The organism is Mycobacterium fragae, from assembly GCF_002102185.1.
Taxonomy (GTDB): Bacteria; Actinomycetota; Actinomycetes; order Mycobacteriales; family Mycobacteriaceae; genus Mycobacterium; species Mycobacterium fragae.
In genome coordinates, this window is the sequence record NZ_LQOW01000015.1 from 1 (window position 1) to 14,050 (window position 14,050).

Here is a 14,050-nt window from a genome sequence, read left to right on the forward strand (position 1 = left end):
GCACCCATGAGACCAACACCACCTCGATGCTGGCCCGCGACCAAGCCGAAGCCGCCAAATGGGGCGGCTGACCGCAAGATAGATGGCCGCCGAACCCAACGCCGTCGAGCTGACCGTCGACCAGGCGTGGTTTATTGCCGAAACCATTGGAGCGGGCACGTTCCCATGGGTATTGGCAATCACCACGCCCTACACTGACGCCACCGAACGAGGTGCATTCACCGAGCGTCAGAGCGCAGAACTGACCCGCATGGGAATGATGTCTGCAGACGGTGCGGTCAACCCGACGGTGGCCGACTGGATCCGGGTGGTGTGTTTCCCGGACCGCTGGCTGGATCTGCGTTACGTGAGATCCGGCGCGGCCTCCAGTGCCACCGAGCTGCTGCGCGGCATCGTCGCGCGGCGCGGCGACAAGACCGCTAAAACCATAGTCGCGCTGCGTAATGCACAGCTGGTGACCTTCACGGCGATGGAGATCGACGATGCCCGGGCGCTGGTGCCGGTGCTCGGTGTCGGGCTGGGGCAGCGCCCACCCGCGCGGTTCGAGGAATTCAGCCTGCCCGCCCGGGTCGGCGCCCGCGCCGACGAGCGGCTGCGAAACGGCGCCTCGCTGGTTGAAGTTCTCGACTACCTGGGCATCCCGCAATCGGCGCGTCCGGTGGTGGAGTCGGTGTTCAACGGGCCGCGCAGCTACGTCGAGATCGTCGCCGGTTGCCGTCAGGACGGGCAGCACTCCAGCACCGAAGTCGGGATGAGCATCGTCGACACCACGGCGGGCCGCGTACTCGTCAGCCCGTCGCGCGCCTTTGACGGCGAGTGGATCTCGACGTTCCGCCCCGGAACCGAGTTTGCGATCGCCCTGGCGGTCGAGCAGCTCACCGCGGAATTACCTGACGGCCAATGGTTCCCGGGCAAACGGCTGTCGAGAGATTTCAGCACCCAGTCCACCTGATCGACAAACAGAAAGAGAAGCCATGTTCTGCCAAAGGCCCCGCCGAACTCTGAGGACTCGGTGATGTCCAGCGCTGTGATGCCCATCGTCCGGGTTGCCATCCTCGCCGACAGTCGGCTGACCGAGATGGCACTGCCGGCTGAGCTGCCGCTGCGCGAAATCCTCCCCGCGGTCGAGCGTTTGGTGGTTCCCACCGCTCCTGAAGTTGGGGCAGGTGGGGCAGAGGAGGCCGACGGCGCCGGCGCTGCCCACAGCTCGCCGACACCCGCCCGGCTCAGCCTTGCGCCGATCGGCGGCGCACCGTTCAGCCTGGACGCCAGTCTGGACACCGTCGGCGTCGTCGACGGTGACCTGTTGGCCTTGCAACCGGTGCCCGCCGGCCCAGCCGCACCCGGCATCGTCGAGGACATCGCCGACGCCGCGGTGATCTTCTCGGCATCCCGGTTGAAGCCGTGGAGCACCACCCACATTCAGCGCGGCGCGTTGGCGGCAGTCACTGGATTGGTTTGGGCGGCAACCGGGCTGGCAGTCGCCCACCGGCTGGTGACCGGCGCGTCGGGCGGGGTTTTCGCCGTGGGCGCGATTGCGGTGCTCACCGCGCTCGCCGGCTTGACGGCGCGCTCATCCCGTGCGGGCACCGTGTTGTCGGGTGCCGCATTGGTGCCGATTGCGGCGGCGTTGGCCTTGGCGGTACCGGGCGGTTTTGGGCCGGCGCAGGTGATGCTGGCCGCCGCTGGTGCCGCAGCGTGGTCGCTGATCAGTATCATCCTTCGCGGCCGCGAAAATGACGGCGGCATCGGCTTTTTCACCGCTACGACGGTCGTCGGGGTGGGGGTGCTGTTGGCCGCGGGCGCCGCGTCGTTGTGGCAGCTGCCGATGCTGAGCCTCGGCTGCGGACTGATCGTGGTGGCGCTGCTCGTCACCGTCGAAGCCGCCCAACTCTCCGCGCTGTGGGCGCGATTCCCGCTGCCGGTCATCCCGGCACCCGGAGATCCCACCCCATCGGCGCCGTCGCTGCGTGTGCTGGAGGACCTGCCCCGGCGGGTACGGATCAGTGACGCGCACCAAAATGGGTTCACCGCCTCCGCCGTGCTGCTCAGCGTGCTCGGCTCGGTGGCGATCGCATCACGGCCGGAAACACTTTCGGCTTGGGGCTGGTATGTGGTGGGCGCAACGGCGGCTGCCGCGGCGCTGCGCGCCCGCATCTGGGACTCGGCAGCATGCAAAGCCTGGCTGCTGGCTCAGCCCTACCTCGTGGCCCTGACGCTCGCGGTGCTCTACACCGCGACGGCGCGCTATCTGGCTGCGCTCTGCGCCCTGGTGATCCTCGCCGCGTTGGTGCTCGCCTGGGCGGTGGTCGCGCTGAGCCCGTCGATCGCATCCCCGGACAGCTATTCACTGCCGCTGCGCCGGCTGGTGGGTTTCGTCGCATCGGGCATCGACGCGTCGCTGATCCCTGTCATGGCGTATCTGGTGGGGCTGTTCAGCTTGGTGCTCAATCGATGATCCGTGCCGGATTAGCCTGCGTCGCCGCAGTTCTGGCTGCTGCGGCGTGGGCCTGTCCGTCCGCTCTGGCGATCACGCCGCCCAATGTCGACCCGGGCAAGGCGCCGCCGAACGGTGCCCCCGGTCCGGTGCAACCAATGCAGAAAAGCGGCGAGTGCAGCAGCTCCGGCACCATTCCGGGCACCGATCCGGGCGTGGCGACGCCCAACCAGCGGATGATGGATCTGCCTGCGGCGTGGCGGTTTTCCCGCGGCGATGGACAGCTGGTGGCGGTCCTCGACACCGGGGTACGGCCGGGGCCGCGATTGCCCGGAGTGGAACCCGGGGGCGACTATGTGGAGTCGACCGACGGGCTCACCGACTGCGACGGGCATGGAACGCTGGTTGCCGGGCTGATCGCCGGCCAGCCCGGCAACGATGGCTTTGCCGGAATCGCACCCGGCGCGCGGCTACTGTCTCTGCGTGTCACATCGGGGAGGTTCTCGCCCCGAACTCCGGGCGGCGATCCGGCCGTGGCGCGTGCCACCATCGATGTGGCAGCAATGGCCCGGGCCATCGTGCACGCCGCCGACCGCGGCGCGCGGGTGATCAACGTCTCGGCGATCACCTGCCTGCCTGCCGACCGCAACATCGACCAGTCGGAACTCGGCGCAGCCATCCGGTACGCGGCGGTCGACAAGGATGCGGTCATCGTGGCGGCCGCCGGCAACAGCGGCTCGACCGGCTCGACGGTCGGCGGAGCGTCGTGTGAGTCAAACCCGTTGACCGACTTAGGGCGTCCGGACGACCCACGGAATTGGGTCGGCGTCACATCGGTGTCGGTGCCGTCGTGGTGGCAGCCGTATGTGCTGTCGGTGGGCTCGCTGACGCCGGACGATCAGCCGTCGAAGTTCACCATGGCCGGCCCTTGGGTAGGTATTTCCGCGCCCGGCGAGAACATCGCGTCGGTGAGCAACCGCGACGACGGCGGCCTGGCCAACGGGCTGCCCAACGAACGCCAGCAGCTGGTTCGGCTCAGCGGCACCAGCTACGCGGCCGGCTACGTCTCCGGTGTCGCCGCGCTGGTTCGCAGCAAGTATCCCGAACTCAATGCCAGCCAGGTGGTCAAGCGGATCACGGCAACCGCGCATAACGGCGCCCGCGCGCCGTCCAACGTTGTCGGTGCCGGCACCCTGGACCCCGTCGCGGCCCTGACCTGGCAACTGCCGCCGGCCCCAGACCGCGACGCGGCGCCAACGAAACACGTTGCCGCACCACCGGAACCGGCACCGAAGAACCCCATGCCGCGAAATGTCGCGTTCGCCGGGACCGCAGCCTTGCTGTTGGCTGTCGTGGCCGCCGCCGCGATAGCCGCACGCCGACGAAAGGAACCCACCAAGTGAGGGCGCACCGACCAGTTTCGCTGCCCACCGGCCGGATCACGCTGGTGCTGTTGGCCGCCGTGGCAGCGGCCGTCGCCTATCCCTGGCAGACAACGCGTGAGCGCTGGGTGCTCGGGATCGCCATCGCTGTGGTGATCACGCTGGCAGCCTGGTGGCGCGGATTGCCCCTCACCACGATCCTGCGCCGACGGCTGGCGATTTTGCGGCCCAAACGCGGTGAGCGTCCGGTCAGCGGTTCGCGCGCCGACGCACGGGCCACCGCGGTGGTGCGCATTTCCCCGCCGGTGGCCGACCCCGACGTGCTGCCACTTCCGCTGATCGCCCGATACGTGGACCGTTATGGCCTGCGCGCGGAGGCCATTCGGGTCACCAGCCGCGACAGCGTATCCGAAACCGGCGCGCCGGAGCGCCAGACCTGGATCGGCCTGACATTGTCGGCCGCAGACAACCTCCCTGCGCTGCAGGCACGTTCGCCGCTGATTCCGCTGCACAAGACCGCCGAAGTCGCGGTGCGACGGCTCGCCGACCACCTGCGCGAAAGCGGGTGGAGGGCCAGCATCGCGCAGCCCGACGAGATCCCGCGGCTTTACGCACGATCGGCCCGCGAAAAGTGGTCCTCGATTCGCCAGGGCGATGCGGATTACGTTGCGGCATACCGGGTCAAGGTCGACACGGCGTTGCCGAACACTTTGGCGGCGATCTGGACGTATCCGGTCCGAGAAGTGTGGACCGCGCTGGAGATCGCCGGTGCCGGTGACGACCAGACGCTGGCCGTCGCATGCGCATTCCGTACCGATGCCCGTCCCGGCGCGCGCGGCCCGTTACCTGGGTTGACGTCGCAATCCGGAAACCAGCGACCGGCGCTGGCGGCGTTGCATCCGTCGTCAACTCAGGTGCTTGACGGTCACGTCCCGGTGCCCGAAGCCCTGCTGCTGACACGGCTGCGTTGGTCCAGCACCATCCAGCACCCGTCCAGGCCGAGGCACGCGGCATTTACCTGAACAGCATCGCCGCGTTCTGGTAGAACACCCCGCGCAGCCACTCATCGTCGACACCGGGAAGCTCGGTGAGCCACCGCATCGCGTCGGCATACCTGTACGGAATGTTGGGAAAGTCGCTGCCGAACAGAATGTGATCGCCGAACTGCGGCAACCGGTGTAGATGAGTCGTCGGGAACGGCATGACTTCGTCGATGAACGGCGTGAAGGCCATCGTGGTGTCCAGCCGCACGTCGACCGCGCGCTCGCAGATGTCCAGGAACTCGGCGTACTCCGGCATACCCATGTGCGCGACGATCAGCCGTAGCCGCGGATAGCGGCGCAGTAGACGACGTATCGGCTCGGGCCCAGTGTGTTCGCCTGCTACCGGACCCGACCCGCAGTGTATGACCACCGGCACCTGGGCGTCTTCGATGAGTCCCCAAACGTCCTCGAGCAGTGGGTCATTGGGGTCGTAGCGTCCGACCTGGATGTGTGCCTTGAAGACCCGCGTCCCGCCGCGGATCGCGGTCTCGACGTAGTCGCCGGCCTCCGGTTCGGGGTAAAACGTCGCGGTGGCAAGGCAATCCGGGGTGGATCGGGCGAATTCGGCGGCCCACTGGTTCAGCCACGCCGCCATCTGCGGCTTGTGCGGGTAGACCAATGCGGTGAACCCGCGCACCCCGAACTCCCGGAGCGTCTGGACGCGGTGGGCTTCGCCGTCGCGATAGCTGATCGGCCAAGGCCGGCCGACCAGCGGACCCGCCGAGTCGAAGTAGTGCCATACCTTGTCCATCACGGGCTTGGGCATGAAGTGGGTGTGCACGTCGATCATTCCGGGCAACCCGAGGGCCGACCAGATCTGCCGGACGCCCGAGGCTTCGTCGTTGTCGGTCATTCGTCCACCCTCGACTCGTCCGGCAAGCATCCATGCGGTAATAGGTTTGTATCAGTCCGGTCGCGGGCTGTTGATCAGGAGGACCAGGCATGTGGGATCCGGATATCTACCTGAAGTTCGCCGATCAGCGCGCCCGCCCCTTCTACGACCTGCTGGCCCGCATCGGCGCGGAGCGGCCGCGCCGAGTGGTCGACCTGGGCTGCGGTCCCGGTAACCTGACTGTGCAACTGGCGCGGCGCTGGCCGGATGCCGTGATCGAGGCGCTGGACAGCTCACCAGAGATGGTTGCCGCCGCCCGCGAGCGCAGCGTCGACGCCACCGTCGGCGACTTGCGGACGTGGAAGCCACAGCGCGACACCGATGTAGTGCTCAGCAACTCCGCCGTGCACTGGGTGCCCGAGCACGCCGAATTGATGGTGCGGTGGGCCGGTCAGCTGGGCGTCGGATCGTGGATCGGTGTTCAGGTGCCGGGCGCATTCGACACGCCGTCGCATGCGGCGGTGCGGGCGGTTGCCCGCCGCGAACCATTCGCAAAAACCTTGAGCGACATCCCATTTCGAGTCGGAACCGTCGTCGACACCCCCGCCCACTACGCGGAGCGGCTGATCGATGCCGGATGCACCGTCGACGCCTGGGAAACCACGTATCTGCACCAGCTGACCGGCGAGCATCCGGTGCTTGATTGGATCAGTGGCACCGTGTTGTTGGCGGTGCATGACCGGCTCAACGAGGAAGCCTGGCAGCAGTTTCGCGCCGAACTCATCCCGCTGCTCGCCGACGCCTACCCGGCCCGTCCCGACGGGACGACATTCTTCCCGTTCCGACGGGTCTTCGTCGTCGCGCAGGTGGGCGGAAAGTAACGCAGTGGCGACCCAGGGCTACTGCGGCAGACCCAATTTCTTCGCGTCCTCGCGGTAGCGGTCCACCCACTCGTCGGAGCGCTGATCGGCTTGGCGTTCCAAGACAGGCGCCGGAGCCAGCCGGGGATCCTGGCCCACCGCCTCGAGCACGGTCGCCACGATCGAAGTCAGGTTGCGCCACAGCACCGGATAGGACACCTCGATCGGGCTGATCTGCTCCTCGGCGAACCAATTGCGCCAACCCTTTTCCTGGTCCTGCAGAATTTGCACGATGTGCGCGATAGCGCCGGCATGGTATGCGGCCTGTGAGTCGCGTTCGGGGTCCGGGCGGCCCCGCCACACCCGGGTCTGCACCGCCCGCCAGAACGACACCGCCTGCGAGACCACGTCAGGTCGATGGACGTGCACGAAAACCGGTTCTTCGCCGATCACGTCATGAATGGCTGCCCGCAGTCCATCACCGGAGCGATCCGGCAATCCCGCCGCCCGCTGCTGCAGCAGGGACGTCTGGTTCCACATCAGTTTGCCGCCCCAGATGCCGTTGGGAGTCCGGCCGGAACTGCGGATGTGCTCACGCCAGGCGACGGACGACGCGGTGTCCGGAGTACCCGGCTCGAGCGGATCGAGAAGCCGCAGAATCGTCTCATCCTCGACTCCGGCGAACCATTCCCGCGGCTGCGGCGCCATGCCGGTGCTCGGCAGGTACTGGAAAAACTCCTGCGGCTCACCGGCACTGCCGGTCGCGCGTAACGATTCGACCAGCAGCGTGCTGCCGCAGCGTTGCGAGGCGAGCACCAGATACGACGTTGGATGTTCGTTCACGTTCACCACGACTATTGCTCGATGTGTCTGACTTCGTCTTCGATCCCGCGGTCTGCGGCGATTCCCGAACGGCTTGTCGGCGCTTTCTTGTGAATCTGCAGATACGTTTCGGTGTAGCGCGCCGCAATGCGGCTACCGGCGAAGTCGGATGGTATGACGTCTCCCGTCCGCTGCCGCCAATCATGCAGCCGCACAGCCAGATCGGCGGCGATCGCCTCGAAGCCGTCGTTGTTGTCGCCGGCCAGCAGGTTGTTGGACTCGGTGGGATCCGCGCGTAGATCGTAGAGTTCGCGGTCCGGACGCGGCTGTGTGGCAAGCGGGCCGACAACCCTCCCGGATGGGCTTTCCTCGATATCCCACGGCAGATCCAGCAGTGGGCGGTGCGCGTAATTCTCGATGTAGCTGAAATCCTTTGTGCGGATGGCACGAATCGGATCGAACGAGTCGTGATAGGTCTTGGTGGTGTACACATGATCGCGCACGGGTGCGGCGCCGTCCGCCGCGAGCAACGCGTGTGCGTGGGACATGCCCTCGATATCGGCCGGCTCGTCGACACCGAGCAGGCCCAGTAGCGTGGGCACCAGATCTACGCCACTGAACAGCTCGTCGTAAACCCGTGGCGCGATCGTCATCCGAGTGGGTGGGCGAAGGATCATTGCGATGCCCGTCCCGGCTTCGTAGAGGGTGGATTTCGCCCGCGGGAAGGCCGGGCCGTGATCGGTGAGGAAGACCACCCAGGTGCTGGCGTCGAGTCCCGTGGCGGCAAGGGTGTCCAGAATTCGGCCGACGGCGGCATCGGCGGTCGCGATCGACCCGTAGAAGTCGGCCAGATCCTGGCGCACCTCAGTGGTGTCGGGCAGATAGTCAGGCGGAGCGACCGCAGCGGGGTCGGCCGGTTGATAGCGATCCCGCGGATAGGGCCGGTGAGTCTCGAAAAAGCCGGCCGTCAAGAAGAACGGCCGGTCGGGATCCTGCGCACGTAACCATTTCTCGGTCTGCTCCACCACATACTCGCAGTAAGAATTCGACACGTCGAACTCGTCAAAGCCCAACCGCGACGGGTATGACGTCTCGTGCTGCATACCGAAAAGAACTGAGTACCAGCCGGACTCGGACAAGATGTGGGGAAGCGTGCGGACCCCGGCGCGGTACTCCCAGCCATGATGGGCCAGGCCGACCAGCCCGTTGCTCTGCGGGTAGCGGCCGGTGAACAGTGATCCGCGCGAAGGTGAGCACAGTGGGGCGGTGGCATGCGCCCGGGTGAACAGGATGCCCTCGCCGGCCAGCTGGTCCAGCCGTGGGCTCGAGACGTCGGCGTGGCCGTAGACACGAAGGTGCCGCCCCAGGTCGTGCCAATGCACGATCAGCACGTTGTCACGTCGCCGGTCCGGTACGTCGTTCCCGCTGATCGCCGTCACCTCCTCCGTTCGCCTGGCTCCGTCGACGGTATCTGTAACCATCTGCTCCGATATAACCGTTGCACCGCTACGATTGGTGGTGTAGCGTGCAGCGTATTGAGGGCAGCTCGCAACGGTTAGGAGGGCACGGAACATGACCGGCGGCCAGCGACGAGGAAGTATCGGCACCGGCGCGCTGTACGCCGTGTTCGCGCTGATCGGGCTGTCGCTGATGCTGACCGGCTGCTCCGTCCACGCCGCCGGGCGACCGGCGGCGGCGCCGGATCTGGGTCATTGGCGGCCGCCGCCGATCCCGAACACCGCCCTCGAGGACCTTTTGCTGACGGCCGGCGACATCCATGCCATCCCCGGAGGCAGTTCCCTGGAAATGCGCCGTCCGGTCAAGGCGTTGCGGCACGGCGAGGAGGGCCTCGCCGACCGCAACTGCCTGGATGCCTACGATCCGGCCGAAAGTATCGTTTATGCCGGCAGCAACTGGACGGCCGTGAAAGGACAGCTGCTCGACGACGGCGGGGACGCCGGCGGGCCCGCATACCGGCATACGCTCACGCAGGTGGTGGTCGGGTTCCGCGACGCCGACTCCGCACAGGAATTCTTCGCCCAGGCCAAGCAGCGATGGTCAGCCTGCTCGAATAGATCGGTGACGTTTGCCCCGCCGGGTTACCGTTCCAGCGTGTGGGAATTCGGGGATGCGGTGGCCACCGAGACGACGCTGACCATGAGCCAGACCGAAGAAAACACTGACGGCTGGCGCTGTCAGCGAGCTATGGGGTTGCGCAACAACGTGATCATCGACGCGATGTTTTGCGGCTACGATGCGACCGACCAGGCCGGCTCCGTGGTCAACAAGATCGCCGATGCGGTGTCGCGATCGTGACTGGCGTCTTAGTCCGAAACGGTCTGGCATACAAGCGAAATGGGAGGTTATGCGGTGACTGGTTGGTCCGATAGGGCGAGCGGCTACCCGGAGCGCCCGCCGGTCGGTGGAAACGGACCGTATCTCGGGCCGGATGAGCCGACGGTTGCGGCGTCGTCGTACCAGCCGCCGCCGGTGTTCTCGCCGCCGTCTGCCGCGCCGCCGCCCGGTCCGTGGGCCGCGGGCGGCCCGCCGCCGTTTGGCCCAAACTCGTTCGGTCCGCCGCCCTTCGGGCCGCCACGGAAGAGTCGTAGGCCGTTGTTCATCGCCCTGAGTGCGGGTGCGGCGGTCGTTGTCATCATGGTGGTGCTGGTCGTGGTGCTCACCGGGCGTGGCGGCGGTCGCGAGCTGTCGGCCAGCGATGTGGTGAAGGGGTACCTGGAGGCCTTGTCTCGCGGCGACGCCGAGGCTGCGTTGTCCTACAGCAACGACCAGCCCGGGTCGAAGGAATTCCTCACCGACGATGTGCTCAAGCGCCAGATCGCCAAATGGCCGATCACCAACATCAGAATCCTCAACCCCGATGATGCCAATCACAGCTATGGCTACGCGCAGGTTCACGTGGTGGTCAACTTCGGAAACCAAACCTCGGATGCGAATCTGAGCGTCAAGAAGGCCGACGGGCACTGGAAGTTGGAGAGCGCCGCGATAAAGCTCGACACCGCGGGCCCCGGCGGCACGGACAACGAATCCCTTGAGACTCTTACCATTTTCGGCAGGTCCGTAGGAAAATCGACGGTATATGTGTTCCCCGGTTGGGTCGACGTCGGCTCGTCCAACCGCAACCTGTCGGTCACGTCCAAGCCGATGCTGCTTGACAGCCTCGGACGGGCCGGGGGTGCGTTCTTTGTGGGTGACGCGAAGTTTGACCTGAGCAACGCCGGGAAGAGCGCTGTGATGTCCGCGCTGGCGGAAAGCCTTGAGCAATGCACCAAATCGACCTCATTGACGCCACCGAACTGCCCGCAGAATGCCTACGACGACTCGGTCGTCGACGGAACGGTGGAGTGGGGCAAGCCGGATCAAAGCGACGTCAAAATCACGTTCTTCGACCCATATCGGCTCGAGGCGCGGCTGAGCGGGCAGGTGGTATTCCCGGTCAGAGCCCAGGCACGCGATGGCGGCACGAAATTTGGCACCGTCACCAGTTTCATTTCCCGTACCGCCGACGTGTCGAAGAGCCCACCGGTGATCGCGCAGCGGTAGACACTCGCTCAAATGCTTGTTGTGGGCTAAGCGGGCCGGTACCCTCACCTGGTCACCTCAGATATCCCGAGATGGCCAGATTGGGAGGTGGCCGGTGAGCAGGTTCGTCGAGACGATGATCTGCGCCGCCGAATCGAGTAGCCGTGGCCTTGTGACCGGTGAACCCCGTGCGCCAGTTCGCCGCAATTGGGCTGAGATTCATCACCAAGCTCGCCGGGTGGCCGGCGGTTTGGCCGGGTTGGGGGTCGGCCCGGGTGATCGGGTGGGCGTGCTGGCCGGGGTACCTGCGGAGATCGCACCGGCGGTGCAAGGGCTGTGGTTGCGGGGCGCTTGTTTGACGATGTTGCACCAGCCGACGCAGCGTAGCGATCTGAAGGCGTGGGCACGAGACACGCTGGCGGTCATCGCGATGATCGAGGCCACGGTTGTGATCGTGTCGGATCCGTTCATGGCTCTCATGCCGGTGTTGTCCAAGTGCCGGGTTGCGGTGGTGACGATCGCAGAGCTGTTGAGCGCCAGGCCGATTGACGTGGTAGCTAGTGATGAGAATGATCTGGCGTTCCTGCAGTTGACGTCGGGCTCGACGGGATCTCCGAAAGCGGTGGCGATCACCCATCGCAATGTGATCGCCAACGCGGAGGCGATGTTCGTCGGCGCCGAGTACGACTTGGACACCGATGTGATCGTGAGCTGGTTGCCGCTGTTTCATGATATGGGCATGACGGGGTTTTTGACGGTGCCGATGTTGTTTGGTGCCGAGTTGGTCATGATCACGCCGATGGATTTTCTGAGCGATATCTTGTTGTGGCCCAGGTTGATCGGCAAGTACCGCGGCACGATGACGGCGGCACCGAACTTCGCTTACGCGTTGTTGGCCAAACGGTTGCGCCGACATGCCCGACCCGGTGATTTCGACTTGTCGTCGCTGCGATGGGCGTTGTCGGGTTCCGAACAGGTAGAGCCGGCCGATGTGGAGGACCTCTGCGAGGCCGGAGCGCCATTCGGGCTGCGCCCCGAGGCAATAGTGCCGGCCTATGGAATGGCGGAAACCACTGTGGCGGTGTCGTTTTCGCAGTGCAGTGGCGGGCTGTGGGTCGATGAGGTAGACGCGGACATGCTTGCGGTATTGCGCCGCGCGGTGCCCGCCACAACGGGTAACACCCGTCGGCTGGCATCGCTGGGGCCACTATTGCCCGGTTTGCAGGCCCGCATCGTCAATGAGGACGGCGTCGTGCAGCCAACCAGGGGTGTGGGGCTCATCGAGGTGAGGGGAGATCCGGTGACGCCGGGTTATGTCACCGTGGGCGGATTCGTGGCCACGCAGGACGGCCGGGGCTGGTTCGAAACCGGCGATCTGGGATACCTGACCGAGTTGGGCCATGTCGTGGTTTGCGGGCGCGCCAAGGACGTGATCATCATGGCGGGCCGCAGCATCTACCCGACCGATGTGGAGCGAGCTGCCGGGCGGGTCGCCGGTGTGCGCGCGGGTTGTGTGGTTGCCGTGCGACTCGATGCCGGCCATCACCGGGAATCGTTTGCCGTCGCCGTGGAATCGAGCAAGGTCGACAACCCCGCGCAGGTGCGCCGCATCAGGCATGAGGTGGCCCATGAGATCTTCACCGAAGTCGCGGTACGGCCGCGCAATGTGGTGGTGCTCGCGCCCGGTGCAATTCCGAAGACACCCTCGGGAAAGCTGCGGCGCGCCTACGCCCTGTCGCTGGTCACCTGACCGCCCCTGTCGGTCTGACGCAAGGCTGGTGGCGTAGCGTCACACGTGAGCCGGTTGCCGACCGTGAAGGAACAGCCCGATGACACGTCCAGCAGGGGTTCGGCGCCGAGCGAATCCGGTACGGCTCTCGGTCGCTCACGAGCTAGGCCAAGACATCGACGGCGCATGGTGGCCACGCGCCGACCGCATCACGAACGAATTACCCGATCTCGTTGCAGCACTGGCTTTTCGGCTCGGTGACGTCACCGCGATCAATGTCAATTGGCCGGCACTGCAACGCCCACCAGATTTCAACTGGCCGGGATGGGAGTGCAAACGTCAGCATGTGATGACCCTCAAAGGCTGCGCGGCGTGCGCCAACCTGTTGATCATCCCGTACGCGACGCATAGCGCGCTCGCCGTCATGGTGCTGCGTCTTGCCGCCGATCTGCCCATCGCAGCCCTGGACCGCGAAAAACCCGTGTATCTGACCGCCGGTTCGATCTTGCGCGCCGCCCAACAGCAACGCTCCGCAGCCAATTCGGTCGACGACTCACTGAAATAGCCCTGGATACCCGACCGGCGGCTGTTGGGCGAGGCGGCGGAGTTTGCGCATCGCGCTTGCGTTTTGCAGCAGCGAAACCCAGTTCATCACGAGCACGGATGTCAGACTCCACCACCCCGCCGCGAGGTTGTAGATCTGCGCGTCGCGGTAGGCCCGCTCGCATTGCGGCATTGTTCCGGTGACCCGGTAGGTCCGGTTGTGCCACAGCACAACCATGCCGGTGTGCCTTACCAGCGAAATCGTGAACAGGCCTGAACCGCTGGGCGGGTAGTACGGCGCGGGAGGATATGGCGGGGGGAACGGCTGATGCGGGTAGGTCATGGCTGATTCTCCTTAGATTCGATGGTCATTCACCAGCAGGGGCGATCCGGCGGCGTGCGCGATATCCCGGTCGGACGGGATAACCACCGTGTGCGGCCAGCGAGCGTAGCTGGCGTAGTGCGAAATCGCGTCGGCGACCGGACTCGGGGATCACCACCCCCGCCCACAGCCCTTCGGCGCCGGGGGTCTCCCATGCTTCGCGGGCGCATCGCCAGCGCAGCGGGCACCGGCGGCACAACGCCTTCGCCTCGTCGTCGGGTTCGGTGGTCGTCCACCGCTCCGGATCGGTGGTGCAAGCCGGAACATACTCGTCGGCCCGGACCGCCAGGAGTGCCACAGTTGCAGTCATGCTACGACTTTAACCGAAGCAGTGGTACTAGTGCAACAGTTATTTAACCAAGCGCTACGAGTACGCTGGTGTAAGCCTATTTGACCAGCATAAATAAGGGATACGGTGCTACGTTTCTAGTGGGGCCCGACGATGAAATGCAACCTGGAAAGCAGTCGAAAACGAAGCGA

At 65.8% G+C, this 14,050-nt stretch carries 14 protein-coding genes and 1 pseudogene; 10 read left to right on the forward strand and 5 right to left on the reverse strand.

Translation table 11 applies throughout. The annotated features are described in order from the left end of the window. From AWC06_RS22945 to eccE, 5 genes and pseudogenes are all read left to right on the forward strand, one after another. Positions 1-71, forward strand: a pseudogene (locus AWC06_RS22945) (WXG100 family type VII secretion target); the annotation flags it as partial. An 11-nt stretch (positions 72-82) separates the two neighbouring features. Beyond that, positions 83-952 (forward strand): ESX secretion-associated protein EspG, encoded by an 870-nt coding sequence (locus AWC06_RS07780; RefSeq protein WP_085196087.1) that lies wholly within the window; start codon positions 83-85, stop codon positions 950-952. A gap of 63 nt (positions 953-1,015) precedes the next feature. Beyond that, positions 1,016-2,458, forward strand: coding sequence for a type VII secretion integral membrane protein EccD (gene eccD / locus AWC06_RS07785; protein ID WP_139819959.1), 1,443 nt, complete (start codon positions 1,016-1,018; stop codon positions 2,456-2,458). Further along, positions 2,455-3,840, forward strand: a complete 1,386-nt coding sequence (mycP, locus tag AWC06_RS07790) for a type VII secretion-associated serine protease mycosin (RefSeq protein ID WP_085196091.1) — start codon at positions 2,455-2,457, stop codon at positions 3,838-3,840. Before eccD ends, mycP begins: the two co-directional genes overlap by 4 nt. Further along, entirely contained in the window at positions 3,837-4,841 is a 1,005-nt protein-coding gene (gene eccE / locus AWC06_RS07795) for a type VII secretion protein EccE (protein WP_085196093.1), read from the forward strand. Before mycP ends, eccE begins: the two co-directional genes overlap by 4 nt. Here the strand turns inward: eccE and AWC06_RS07800 are convergent. Continuing rightward, complete coding sequence (locus tag AWC06_RS07800; RefSeq protein ID WP_085196095.1) at positions 4,834-5,715, reverse strand: amidohydrolase family protein; 882 nt, start codon at positions 5,713-5,715, stop codon at positions 4,834-4,836. The genes eccE and AWC06_RS07800 overlap by 8 nt on opposite strands. Positions 5,716-5,804: 89 nt before the next feature. Here AWC06_RS07800 and AWC06_RS07805 point away from each other — a divergent pair, with 89 nt between their 5' ends. Then, the gene (locus AWC06_RS07805; RefSeq protein WP_085196097.1) at positions 5,805-6,575 is read left to right on the forward strand and encodes a trans-aconitate 2-methyltransferase; all 771 of its coding nucleotides are present in this window, start codon (positions 5,805-5,807) and stop codon (positions 6,573-6,575) included. 18 nt (positions 6,576-6,593) lie between these two features. Here the strand turns inward: AWC06_RS07805 and stf0 are convergent, their stop codons facing one another. Together stf0 and AWC06_RS07815 are read right to left on the reverse strand one after the other, a co-directional pair. Beyond that, positions 6,594-7,397 carry a trehalose 2-sulfotransferase gene (gene stf0 / locus AWC06_RS07810; RefSeq protein ID WP_085196134.1) on the reverse strand — a complete coding sequence of 268 codons (804 nt, stop codon included), beginning with the start codon at positions 7,395-7,397 and terminating at the stop codon, positions 6,594-6,596. A gap of 11 nt (positions 7,398-7,408) precedes the next feature. After that, the gene (locus tag AWC06_RS07815; RefSeq protein ID WP_139819960.1) at positions 7,409-8,857 is read right to left on the reverse strand and encodes a sulfatase family protein; all 1,449 of its coding nucleotides are present in this window, start codon (positions 8,855-8,857) and stop codon (positions 7,409-7,411) included. Between the two features lie 91 nt (positions 8,858-8,948). On the opposite strand from AWC06_RS07815, the gene AWC06_RS07820 reads away from it, so the two are divergent. The 4 genes from AWC06_RS07820 to AWC06_RS07835 all read left to right on the forward strand — a co-directional run bounded on the left by AWC06_RS07820 (position 8,949) and on the right by AWC06_RS07835 (position 13,210). Next, entirely contained in the window at positions 8,949-9,692 is a 744-nt protein-coding gene (locus AWC06_RS07820) for a sensor domain-containing protein (RefSeq protein ID WP_085196101.1), read from the forward strand. Positions 9,693-9,746: 54 nt separating this feature from the next. After that, on the forward strand, positions 9,747-10,937 hold the full coding sequence (locus AWC06_RS07825; protein ID WP_139819961.1) for a DUF4878 domain-containing protein: 1,191 nt from the start codon (positions 9,747-9,749) through the stop codon (positions 10,935-10,937). 94 nt (positions 10,938-11,031) lie between these two features. After that, the gene (locus AWC06_RS07830) at positions 11,032-12,666 is read left to right on the forward strand and encodes a fatty acyl-AMP ligase (protein ID WP_085196105.1); all 1,635 of its coding nucleotides are present in this window, start codon (positions 11,032-11,034) and stop codon (positions 12,664-12,666) included. Between the two features lie 79 nt (positions 12,667-12,745). Beyond that, positions 12,746-13,210, forward strand: a complete 465-nt coding sequence (locus AWC06_RS07835) for a DUF5994 family protein (RefSeq protein WP_085196107.1) — start codon at positions 12,746-12,748, stop codon at positions 13,208-13,210. On the opposite strand, the gene AWC06_RS07840 is transcribed toward AWC06_RS07835, so the two are convergent. Together AWC06_RS07840 and AWC06_RS07845 are read right to left on the reverse strand one after the other, a co-directional pair. Then, on the reverse strand, positions 13,199-13,531 hold the full coding sequence (locus AWC06_RS07840; RefSeq protein WP_085196109.1) for a hypothetical protein: 333 nt from the start codon (positions 13,529-13,531) through the stop codon (positions 13,199-13,201). The two genes, AWC06_RS07835 and AWC06_RS07840, sit on opposite strands and share 12 nt — an antisense overlap. Before the next feature lie 25 nt (positions 13,532-13,556). After that, on the reverse strand, positions 13,557-13,880 hold the full coding sequence (locus tag AWC06_RS07845; protein WP_085196111.1) for a WhiB family transcriptional regulator: 324 nt from the start codon (positions 13,878-13,880) through the stop codon (positions 13,557-13,559). Positions 13,881-14,050: the final 170 nt, after the last annotated feature.

Coding starts and splice junctions, on each gene's coding strand:
- eccD (WP_139819959.1), top strand. CDS start 1,016: ATGTCCAGCGCTGTGATGCCCATCGTCCGGGTTGCCATCCTCGCCGAC.
- AWC06_RS07835 (WP_085196107.1), top strand. CDS start 12,746: ATGACACGTCCAGCAGGGGTTCGGCGCCGAGCGAATCCGGTACGGCTC.
- AWC06_RS07845 (WP_085196111.1), bottom strand. CDS start 13,880: ATGACTGCAACTGTGGCACTCCTGGCGGTCCGGGCCGACGAGTATGTT.
- AWC06_RS07805 (WP_085196097.1), top strand. CDS start 5,805: ATGTGGGATCCGGATATCTACCTGAAGTTCGCCGATCAGCGCGCCCGC.
- AWC06_RS07840 (WP_085196109.1), bottom strand. CDS start 13,531: ATGACCTACCCGCATCAGCCGTTCCCCCCGCCATATCCTCCCGCGCCG.
- AWC06_RS07800 (WP_085196095.1), bottom strand. CDS start 5,715: ATGACCGACAACGACGAAGCCTCGGGCGTCCGGCAGATCTGGTCGGCC.
- AWC06_RS07780 (WP_085196087.1), top strand. CDS start 83: ATGGCCGCCGAACCCAACGCCGTCGAGCTGACCGTCGACCAGGCGTGG.
- AWC06_RS07820 (WP_085196101.1), top strand. CDS start 8,949: ATGACCGGCGGCCAGCGACGAGGAAGTATCGGCACCGGCGCGCTGTAC.
- mycP (WP_085196091.1), top strand. CDS start 2,455: ATGATCCGTGCCGGATTAGCCTGCGTCGCCGCAGTTCTGGCTGCTGCG.
- AWC06_RS07815 (WP_139819960.1), bottom strand. CDS start 8,857: ATGGTTACAGATACCGTCGACGGAGCCAGGCGAACGGAGGAGGTGACG.